The sequence below is a fragment of the Roseburia sp. TF10-5 genome (assembly GCF_003462365.1).
Lineage (GTDB): Bacteria > Bacillota > Clostridia > Lachnospirales > Lachnospiraceae > Roseburia > Roseburia faecis.
Genome location: NZ_QTYW01000009.1, coordinates 87,014 through 97,097, shown reverse-complemented (window position 1 = coordinate 97,097; position 10,084 = coordinate 87,014). Strand labels below are relative to the sequence as shown.

At 43.2% G+C, this 10,084-nt stretch carries 8 protein-coding genes; 3 read left to right on the top strand and 5 right to left on the bottom strand.

Annotated features, from left to right (window positions below):
* Positions 1 to 387 precede the first annotated feature (387 nt).
* Entirely contained in the window at positions 388 to 996 is a 609-nt protein-coding gene (locus DXD06_RS10345) for a DUF4317 family protein (protein WP_243001011.1), read from the bottom strand.
* A 490-nt stretch (positions 997 to 1,486) separates the two neighbouring features.
* On the opposite strand from DXD06_RS10345, the gene DXD06_RS10340 reads away from it, so the two are divergent.
* Positions 1,487 to 2,821 (top strand): TrkH family potassium uptake protein, encoded by a 1,335-nt coding sequence (locus DXD06_RS10340; protein ID WP_117831575.1) that lies wholly within the window; start codon positions 1,487 to 1,489, stop codon positions 2,819 to 2,821.
* An 18-nt stretch (positions 2,822 to 2,839) separates the two neighbouring features.
* Positions 2,840 to 3,487, top strand: coding sequence for a potassium channel family protein (locus DXD06_RS10335; RefSeq protein ID WP_117831574.1), 648 nt, complete (start codon positions 2,840 to 2,842; stop codon positions 3,485 to 3,487).
* A 3-nt stretch (positions 3,488 to 3,490) separates the two neighbouring features.
* Here DXD06_RS10335 and DXD06_RS10330 read toward each other — a convergent pair whose 3' ends face one another.
* On the bottom strand, positions 3,491 to 4,102 hold the full coding sequence (locus tag DXD06_RS10330; protein WP_055067376.1) for a DUF4317 family protein: 612 nt from the start codon (positions 4,100 to 4,102) through the stop codon (positions 3,491 to 3,493).
* A gap of 221 nt (positions 4,103 to 4,323) precedes the next feature.
* Between DXD06_RS10330 and DXD06_RS10325 the strand changes: the two genes are divergently transcribed.
* On the top strand, positions 4,324 to 5,895 hold the full coding sequence (locus tag DXD06_RS10325) for an AAA family ATPase (protein WP_117831573.1): 1,572 nt from the start codon (positions 4,324 to 4,326) through the stop codon (positions 5,893 to 5,895).
* 29 nt (positions 5,896 to 5,924) lie between these two features.
* Here DXD06_RS10325 and DXD06_RS10320 read toward each other — a convergent pair whose 3' ends face one another.
* From DXD06_RS10320 to DXD06_RS10310, 3 genes are read right to left on the bottom strand one after another with little or no spacing between them, the layout of a single operon-like run.
* Complete coding sequence (locus DXD06_RS10320) at positions 5,925 to 6,869, bottom strand: carbohydrate kinase family protein (protein ID WP_117831572.1); 945 nt, start codon at positions 6,867 to 6,869, stop codon at positions 5,925 to 5,927.
* A 22-nt stretch (positions 6,870 to 6,891) separates the two neighbouring features.
* Positions 6,892 to 8,358, bottom strand: coding sequence for a glycoside hydrolase family 32 protein (locus DXD06_RS10315; protein WP_117831571.1), 1,467 nt, complete (start codon positions 8,356 to 8,358; stop codon positions 6,892 to 6,894).
* 40 nt (positions 8,359 to 8,398) lie between these two features.
* On the bottom strand, positions 8,399 to 10,078 hold the full coding sequence (locus DXD06_RS10310) for an ABC transporter substrate-binding protein (protein WP_117831570.1): 1,680 nt from the start codon (positions 10,076 to 10,078) through the stop codon (positions 8,399 to 8,401).
* Between the last annotated feature and the right edge of the window lie 6 nt (positions 10,079 to 10,084).

Sequence of the window (10,084 nt, the reverse complement as noted above, 5' to 3'; positions counted from 1 at the left end):
GGATTCTTACCGCATTTTTAATCAGGATTGCGAACTTGTTTCGCAATTACCTACATTAATATGACGTTATTAAAACACAACTTCATTCTCATGTAAAGTAAATTTTTATATTTTTTTAACAATGGGATATATCGGAAAAAAGTAAATTCATATATCCCGCACCTCCCTTCTGTTGGGACATATAAAATTTTTCTTTACATAGATATCCCGGCAATTTATCTCTTCAGGATATATAGCAACTTTCTTTGCAATTATGTCCCATTTAGAAATCACTACGGGACTTTTTGTCTTATTTTTGGTGTATACATCCCGTTTTCAGTCTCTCAAGGGACTTTTTCATCAAATTTTTTTACATATGTCCACTCCCCTGTTTCTCGCAGGATCTTTTCATAACTTTTTCCCACATATGTCCCATATTTTAATTTTTTCGTGCAGATTTATATATTCGCATGCCGTACTTCTCTGCCGGAATGCCGGATATAAAAATCCTGCTTCTGGCAGTCCCGGCTCATATTCTCCCTCAAGCGATCCCACGGCACACAGCAGATATTTGTATACTTCCTCGGAACCTTCCTGCCATTGCTTATCGGTTCCTTTCACTGGAACATCATATATTCCATGAAACAAAAAACAATAACTTTCTTTTCCCGGTGCAACACGTTCCCCGATCATTTCATAAAGCAGATCCAAAAACGCATCGTTCTGCAGCCCGGACTCTTTGATTCCATCCAGAAGCTGCCAGATACTTCCCGGCTTTCTTGCGGTTTCCGGAATCCGGTAATCCTTCAGCTGTTTGTTGGTCTCTGCCTGTAAAACTGCCTTCGCCAGTTCCAGATTTTTCGTTTTTTCTGCTGTGGAAAGTTTTAAAAAATGCGTGTTGAATGTGCCATCTATATATCCTTCTGCATCATAATATGCACCAGCGATCCGATCAATGTGTGACCGTGCCGGGATCATGCGCCGTGTCAGTTCCAGCATGTTTTCTCTTTGAATCATAATTGTTCCTCAAATCTTTTTTACTTATAACAACTCTACTCTTCCGCACATCGGTACTTCACAAATTCTGCGAATCGTGGCAAAATTTCATAGTAATGTGTCTGCACCGCTGTACCACTTAATGATACAATGTAAATGGATTGCTCATACAACTTCTTATGCCCTATATAAGTTTATATAACTTTTGTTTCATTATATAACTTTTTTACAACAAGGTAATAAACTTTCTCTCTGTCCTGTAAATAATCAACATGTATCCTTTTGAGTTTCTGATACCATTCTTTTTTCCCACCTTCCATACAAATTCTGATCCCCGTTATTATATATTTACAACTGCAATTCTTACAAATCCCACCATTGTTTTCGCATTTTGATACAAACGCATAATAGTTTACAAAAATTTTACTGTAAATTCGTATATCCTCACAAATGCGTTATTATGTAGATGATGTTATAATACGTAGAATAAATACAGGAGAAATTTAAACATATGTCAAAAGTGGTTCACAGGAAGAAAAGACTTTCCTCCTTTAAATTAATTGTACTGGGCTTTGCCGCTGTCATTTTTGTCGGCGCACTGCTGCTGATGCTTCCGGTCTCTTCGGTTTCCGGAACACAGACTCCTTTTCATGAGGCACTATTCACCTCTGTTTCAGCGGTATGTGTCACAGGGCTTGTTGTACAGGACACCGGCAGTTACTGGTCTTCTTTTGGACAGGCAGTTATTTTGCTGCTGATCCAGACCGGCGGGCTGGGTGTCATCACCGTTGCTGTTTCCTTTGCCATTTTATCCGGACGGAAAATTTCGCTCATGCAGCGAAGTACAATGCAGGATGCAATTTCTGCACCGAAAATCGGCGGTATTGTCCGCCTGACCAAATTCAGCGTACAGGGTACATTATTTATTGAATTGCTCGGCATGACTGCCATGCTTCCGGTTTTCTTCCGTGATTATGGCATCAAAGGCATCTGGATGGCAGCCTTTCACTCTGTATCTGCATTTTGCAATGCCGGTTTTGACCTTCTGGGAACTTCCAGCCAGCCGTTTGTATCTCTGGGCAGATACATCGCCAACCCACTGATCAACCTCGTAATTATGCTTTTGATCATAATTGGTGGCATCGGCTTTCTGACGTGGGACGATATCTGCACCCATAAATGGCATATCAGACGTTATCGCGTACAGAGCAAAGTCATTCTCTGGACATCGGCTTTACTTATTATAATTCCGGCCGTATTCTTTTTTGTTGTGGATTTTACGGGTTCATCAACCGGCACCAGACTGCTGGCCTCCACGTTTCAGTCTGTAACAACAAGAACTGCCGGTTTTAATACCGCAGATCTTACAGCAATGACACCGACATCAAAATCTGTTATGATTCTGCTGATGCTGATCGGAGGATCTCCCGGCTCTACTGCCGGCGGCATGAAAACAACAACTTTTGCAGTCCTTATTTTAAATATGGTTGCCACGTTCTGCCAGAAAGAGGACATTGAAATTTTCGGTCGGCGGCTTGACAGTCATGCCATTAAAAATGCGGCCACCATCGTCGCTTTATATATCATTTTTTTCTTTATTGGAGGGATTGCCATCAGTTCCATCGAACACCTTCCACTTCTGGACTGCCTGTTTGAAACGGCATCCGCTGTCGGAACCGTCGGACTTACACTTGGAATTACACCAACTCTCGGCATCCCGTCCCAGCTGATTCTGATCCTTCTGATGTTTTTCGGCAGAGTCGGTGGGCTTACCTTAATTTATGCGGCAATTTCCATAAAACAAAACGGAGTAAAACTGCCGCTCGAAAAGATAACAGTTGGTTAAAAAGGAGTTGAAAATACCATGAAAAATATATTATTAATTGGATTAGGAAGATTTGGAAGACATGTTGCCATACAGCTGAACAATCTTGGTCACGAAGTGATGGCAGTCGACAACAACGAAGAACGTGTCAATGAGGTTCTTCCGTTTGTCACCAATGCTCAGATCGGTGACAGTACCAATGCCGATTTCTTAAAATCCCTTGGCATTGGTAATTTTGATGTGTGTATGGTAACGATAGGTGGAAATTTCCAGAATTCCCTTGAAACTACTTCCCTGCTCAAGGAACTCGGTGCAAAAACGGTTGTATCGCGTGCAGAACGGGATGTACAGAAAAAATTTCTTCTGCGAAACGGTGCAGACGAAGTTGTTTATCCGGAAAAACAGATTGCAGAGTGGGCTGCTATCCGGTATACTGCCGATCACATACGCGATTATATTCAGGTGGATGAGGCACATGCAATTTTTGAAGTGGAAGTTCCGGAAAACTGGATTTCCAAAACAATCGGTCAACTGGATATCCGGAAAAAATTCGGAATCAATATTGTTGCCATCCGGGAAGACGACAAAATTAATATGGCAATTTCTCCAAATACCGTATTCCGGTCTGGTACCACATTGCTTGTTCTCGGTGAATATAAAGAGCTTCAAAAATGTTTCCGTATGTAGTTTCTATTTCCATAACAGATTCCACAGGTTCTGATAAGCAGCTGTTTCATACAGATTTATATAATTACATGCCGTACTTCTCTGCCGGAATGCCGGATATAAAAATCCTGCTTCCGGCAGCCCCGGCTCATATTCTCCCTCAAGCGGTCCCACGGCACACAGCAGATAATTATATACTTCCTCGGAACCTTCCTGCCATTCCTTATCGGTTCCTTTCACTGGAACATCATACATTCCATGAAACAAAAAACAATAACTTTCTTTTCCCGGTGCAACACGTTCCCCGATCATTTCATAAAGCAGATCCAAAAACGCATCGTTCTGCAGCCCGGACTCTTTGATTCCATCCAGAAGCTGCCAGATACTTCCCGGCTTTCTTGCGGTTTCCGGAATCCGGTAATCCTTCAGCTGTTTGTTGGTCTCTGCCTGTAAAACTGCCTTCGCCAGTTCCAGATTTTTCGTTTTTTCTGCTGTGGAAAGTTTTAAAAAATGCGTGTTGAATGTACCATCTATATATCCTTCTGCATCATAATATGCACCGGCGATCCGGTCAATGTGTGACCGCGCCGGAGTCATGCGCCGTGTCAGTTCGAGCATGTCTTCCCGATTAATCATGATTTCCTTCTCCGATCTTCATTTAAGAAAATTATACTGGTATTTTCCAGATTTTCCAAGAGAATATCAGATTATAATTTACATAATCCTGTTATTTTTGTATATTTAATCGCATAATAGTATGTAAGTGTGCTGTTTCTGCGGAAATAGTTGAGTCTGCAGGCATTCCTGTGATATGATACATTTACACGGGCAAACGTGTAATTAGAGGAGGGTACTGCATGGGAAATTATTTAAACCAGGATGGAAAAAAATTTTACGAAATTACACATTCTGATATCTACGTGGATAAGACAGAATTATTGACCTATACAAATTCTGTCTTACAGACTCTGCAGAAATATATATGTATCAGCCGTCCCCGCCGTTTTGGGAAATCAATAACCGCCAGCATGATTGCTTCCTACTACAGCCGTGGCTGTGATGCAAAAGAACTCTTTTCCCCATATAAAATTGCCCGGAATCTGGATTTTGACACCTATCGTAATAAATACAACACCCTGTTTTTAAATATGCAGGAATTTTTAAGCCGGACGAAAAACATCTATGAACTGCTTGATCGCATGAAACGGCTGGTACTGCGGGATTTAAAACGGGAATACCCGAATGTTGATTATTTTGATGATACAGATCTTATTGAATCCATGCAGGATGTATATCAGGAAACTAACTGTCCTTTTGTCGTAATCATTGATGAATGGGACTGTATTTTCCGGGAATACAAACAGGATAAAGAAGCCCAGGAAATCTATCTGGATTTTTTGAGGGATATGCTAAAAGATAAGTCCTGTATTGCACTCGCTTATATGACAGGAATTCTTCCGATCAAAAAATACGGAACCCATTCCGCTTTAAATATGTTTGATGAATTTTCCATGATAAATCCGGGACCTCTTGCATCCTATGTCGGCTTTACCGAACTGGAAGTCGCTGCCCTTTGTACAGATTATCATATGGATCTGGATGAAATAAAAGCATGGTATAATGGATACTCTTTTGAAAAAATACCATCCATCTATAATCCGAGGTCTGTTGTAAGCTGCATGCGTTTTGGGAAAATTGGAAATTACTGGAACCAAACAGAAACATTTGAAGCCCTGCAGATTTATATCGATATGAATTTTGAAGGATTAAAAGATGATGTTCTCAGTATGATAGCCGGGGAATCCGTTCCTGTCAATACCGGAAGTTTTACCAATGATATGACAACCTTCCGCACCGAAGATGATGTGTTGACTCTTTTAATCCATCTGGGCTATCTTAGCTATGACTACGAAAACAAAACCGTAAAAATACCAAACAATGAAGTGCGTGAAGAATACGTTAACAGTGTTTCCGTATCCGACTGGGGCGAAATCTCTAAAGCCCTGAAAAATTCAGCAGACACCCTGCAGGCAATCTGGCAGGGAAGACCAGAACAGGTAGCACTTGGGATTCAGCAGGCGCATTTTGAGACATCACATATCCAGTATAATGATGAAAATGCGTTAAGTTATACGGTTTCACTGGCACTCTATGCCGCACGCAATTTCTATACGATACACAGGGAATTTGCCGGCGGTAAGGGATTTGCGGATATGGTATTTCTTCCACGGAAGAAGTTTCCGGATAAACCAGCACTTGTTATCGAATTAAAATGGGATCATAGTGCACAGGGCGCAATCACGCAGATTAAACAAAAACAATATTGTGAAAGCCTGAAAGAGTATCATGGAAACCTTTTACTGGTCGGAATCAATTACGATACCAAAAGCAGGATTCATACATGTAAGATAGAACCATTTTCTTTGTAAGAAACGGGAGGGCACTGCCCTCCCATTTCTTATAGCATTTTTTCAATTTCTTCTTTCTCTGGCATCACGCGGAGCGCGCCTTTGCGCGTCGTGATCAGAGAAGCCGCCGCATTGGCAAAACGAAGCATCTCTTTCAAATCTTTCTCTTCAAGCCCCTCCAGTCCATGCTCCAGCACATAATGCAGGACACATGCGCAGAACGTATCTCCCGCGCCGGTCGTCTCAATCGTATTTGGCTGAAGAAACGGCTTTGCCTCCACAATTCTGTCTTTATAATACGCCCGGCTTCCCTCTTTTCCCATGGAAACCAGAATAAGCGGAACCGGATAGCGTTCCCGTATCCAGCAGACTCCATCCGTATAATCTTCTTTACCCGTCAGCCACTGGATTTCATTATCCGATATTTTTAAAATATCACACTGTCCCAGACCATATAACACCTGTTCCCTGGCATCTTCCATGGAGTCCCAGAGCGGTTTGCGGATATTCGGATCAAAGGAAATGAGCGCACCTGCTTCTTTTGCGACCGCGATCGCTTTTTTCGTTGCTGCGCGGACACCCGGATGCGTCATGGACAACGTTCCAAAATGAAAGATTTTTGCTCCGCGGATTATTCCCTCCGGCAGTTCTTCTTCCGTCAGCATCATGTCCGCGCCCGGATTGCGGTAAAAGGAAAAATCCCGGTCTCCATCCGGATACGTATGTACCAGTGCCAGCGTCGTATGCACCTTGTCATCCTTTAAAAGTCCGGCTGCATCAATCCCGACTTCCGTGATCGCATCTTCCAGCTGCTTTCCGAAAAAATCGTTTCCTACTTTTCCGATAAAAGCCGTCCTGTGTCCTAAGCGCGACAGCATTGCCAGCACATTGCACGGTGCGCCTCCCGGATTTGCCTCAAACAGCGGATTGCCCTGCCCGCTGACTCCGTTTTCGGTAAAATCAATGAGCAGTTCCCCCAAAGCCACTACGTCCATGTTCTCTTCCTCCTGTTACTTTTTATAATACAATATCATACTTTTCGACCGTAATATACATCTTTTTATCGCTGAAAAACCGGATTCCCTCTGCCTCCAAAGGGGTACAGACCGCCGTTGTTGCCACCTGCTGCCCGTCATTGATAAAAAGCTCAATGGACTGACGGTCCAGAATAAACCGCATTTTTTTAAGTCCTTTTGGATCTGCAATTTTAATTTTGCGCACGCAGACCACATCTTTTGTCACACCACAGTATGTGCGGTCAATCTCCAATATTCCTGTTCCCTTATGATAAGTAAAAGCGGTCTCGTATTCCTCATCTGCGGCAAGCTGTATGGAAAAAACGTTAAAATCCTGTTCATCCATTGTAACAGTCAGATCCATCGTCCGTCCACAAATGCCGGAAAGTGCTGTCTCACCATCAATCTCTGCATGTTCATAATGACACGGATTCTTATGATACTGCGCAAGCTCCCGTACCGGCTGCTGCCAGATCTGTCCGTCTTTTACTTCCAGTTCCCGCGGAAGAGTCATCATGCCCTGCCAGTCCTGCGTATCCGGCACCACACAGGCATCCCATGACTTCATCCATGCAATCATCACACGCCGCCCATCCGGGAGAAGTGTGGTCTGAGGTGCATAAAAGTCCAGTCCGTAGTCAATCGTATGCGGTTCTTCTTTTTCAAATATATGCGAATTTTTATCATAATTTCCAAGAAAATAAACAGAATTATTTCCATTGTGGAATTCATATTTTTCCGCTTTCATATTCTGTGGGGAACAGATCAGTACATGTTTATCTCCCAGTGGGAAAAAGTCCGGACATTCCCACATCGTTCCGACTTTTCCGGTACTGTTTGCCGCAAGAACGGTCTCAAATTTCCATTCTTTTAAATCTTTGCTGGAACAGAGCACGACCTGTCCGATCTGCCTGTTATCCTTGCTTCCGACAATCAGATAATAGGTGTCCTCTTCCTTCCAGATTTTCGGGTCACGGAAATCAATCCGGCTGCAGTTTTCCGGCAGCATCTCCCCGGTCACAACCGGGTTGTTTTCATACTTTACATAATCCCTGCCATCCCCGAATGCGATGCACTGGTTCTGTCGTTCCTCTTCCCTGCCGTCCGGCAGTGTAATCTTTGTGACACCAGTATAGACCAGCACATGTTTGTTATCCGCTTCAATAGCACTTCCGGAAAAACATCCGATCCGGTCATAGTCCTGATCCGGTGCAAGTGCTGCCGGAAGCTGTTCCCAGCTTATCATATCCGTTGTCACACTGTGCCCCCAGTGCATCGGTCCCCACTCCCTTGCATATGGGTAATACTGGTAAAACAGATGGATTTTTCCATCGTAAATGGAAAAACCGTTCGGATCATTGATCCATCCGGCAGGTGCCGAGATATGAAACAACGGTCTGGTATTTTTATCGGTCTGTGCTGCTTTTTCTGCCTCATATGCTCTTGCTTTTTTTAACATCTCACTCATGCAAATTCTCCTGTTTATTTATCGTTACTGTGAACAGTACCTATTTTTCTTCTTTCAATGACTCCTGATACTGATCAAAATATTTCTGTTTGATTGCCAGATAATCGGAAAGCCCGTATTTCTCCATTTTCTTTAAATAGGAATCCCACTCTTTGTCGATTCCGCCATTTAAAATCCAGTCTGCTTTTTTCTGCTCCGCATATTTTTTAATATCGGTATCATACTGGGATACTTTATTGGTATCGTCAATACTCATAAACACATTCGGATATACATACTTGCTTTTCATATCCTTCAGATATGTTTCATGCATATTGTCCAGACGCCATTTGGCATCCGCCGGCTGTGTGACATACATATCATAATACTCATTGAGAACTGCAAGCGGTCCGTTGACGGACTGCGCCTCACGTACCTCTACCGGTGACTGGTCACCCAGATCCAGATGCTTCAACATTTCACCGCCATCTTTATTTGTGGACAGTTCAAAAATATTAAACGAATCCTTTTCCCCATAACTTCCCCAGTTATTCTGCGGGGACTGAAGCGGCGCATACATCTGATCAATCCAGGCTGCCGCCAGTGCCGTGTTCCGGCAGCTGGATGTAAGCACGCAGCGGCCTCTGTCAAAACCACTTGTTTCACTGTTATTCTGTCTTGTGATATTTCTGGCTCCCTCCGGACCGGTCAGTGCCGGAAGCATCACATAATCGGTATTGTTGTCAATATTTGCAATATCCCAGGTAAAGCAGAGACCGTAACGGTGATTTTTACCTTTTGCCACATAGGTTGACCACTCCTGCGTAAATGCCTCCGGATCTACAAGATCCTCTGTTACCAGCTTATGCAGCCATTCGATGCCTTCTTTATAACCTTCCTGCACGGTCGTATAAATCACGGTTCCGTCATCTTTTACGGCAAAATGATCGCCCGTATCTCCATATCCTTCGCCAAATCCGTTGATGAGAATCGCCGGATCCTGATCGCCATTGTTGATGATAAATGACATCGGAATCACATCTCCCTCGATATCAAACTGTTTTTTCAGATCATCCGCATGATCCCGGAACGCAATCAGCACCTGTTCCAGTTCATCGGTTGTCGTTGGAATATCCAGTCCCAGATAATCCAGCCACTTTTTATTGATATAAGGAATATCCCCGATTGCCTGAATGGCTTCTTTCCCTGCGCCAAGCTGCTCAATCCACGGAAATGAATAAATATGTCCGTCCGGTGCGGTACACATCGTCCGGTATTCCGGATATTTCTCAAAGACCGCCTGAAGGTTTGGCATATATTTGTCAATCAGATTTTCCAGCGGAATAATAATTCCCTGCTTTGCATAACGAAGCAGATCATAATCGCTCATTCCTGCATTAAACAAACCATCCGGAAGGTTTCCAAACTGTGCCAGTGCCAGATTCTTTTTATCGGAAAACTGGTCTGCCACAAAACAGGTCCAGTCAATATGTACATTCGTCTGTTTTTCGAGTCTCTTAAAAATAATCCGCTCGTTCGGATTCTGCGTAGAGGTTGCCGGAGCACTTGTGATAAATGATAATTCTGCCTGTTCTTTCAGTGGAAACTGCACTTCGGAAACCGGTATATCCGGATTGATCTCTGCCTCCAGATGCTGCTCTTTTCCGCATCCTGCCACACCGGTCATCATAGCAAATGCCAGTCCGAGTGCCAGACATTTTTTAATTTTTCTCTTCCACATATCTGT

Excerpts from the sequence above, each read along its gene's own strand:
- DXD06_RS10310 (WP_117831570.1), bottom strand. The coding sequence starts at position 10,078 with ATGTGGAAGAGAAAAATTAAAAAATGTCTGGCACTCGGACTGGCATTT.
- DXD06_RS10340 (WP_117831575.1), top strand. The coding sequence starts at position 1,487 with ATGTCAAAAGTGGTTCACAGGAAGAAAAGACTTTCCTCCTTTAAATTA.
- DXD06_RS10330 (WP_055067376.1), bottom strand. The coding sequence starts at position 4,102 with ATGATTAATCGGGAAGACATGCTCGAACTGACACGGCGCATGACTCCG.
- DXD06_RS10315 (WP_117831571.1), bottom strand. The coding sequence starts at position 8,358 with ATGAGTGAGATGTTAAAAAAAGCAAGAGCATATGAGGCAGAAAAAGCA.
- DXD06_RS10345 (WP_243001011.1), bottom strand. The coding sequence starts at position 996 with ATGATTCAAAGAGAAAACATGCTGGAACTGACACGGCGCATGATCCCG.
- DXD06_RS10335 (WP_117831574.1), top strand. The coding sequence starts at position 2,840 with ATGAAAAATATATTATTAATTGGATTAGGAAGATTTGGAAGACATGTT.
- DXD06_RS10325 (WP_117831573.1), top strand. The coding sequence starts at position 4,324 with ATGGGAAATTATTTAAACCAGGATGGAAAAAAATTTTACGAAATTACA.
- DXD06_RS10320 (WP_117831572.1), bottom strand. The coding sequence starts at position 6,869 with ATGGACGTAGTGGCTTTGGGGGAACTGCTCATTGATTTTACCGAAAAC.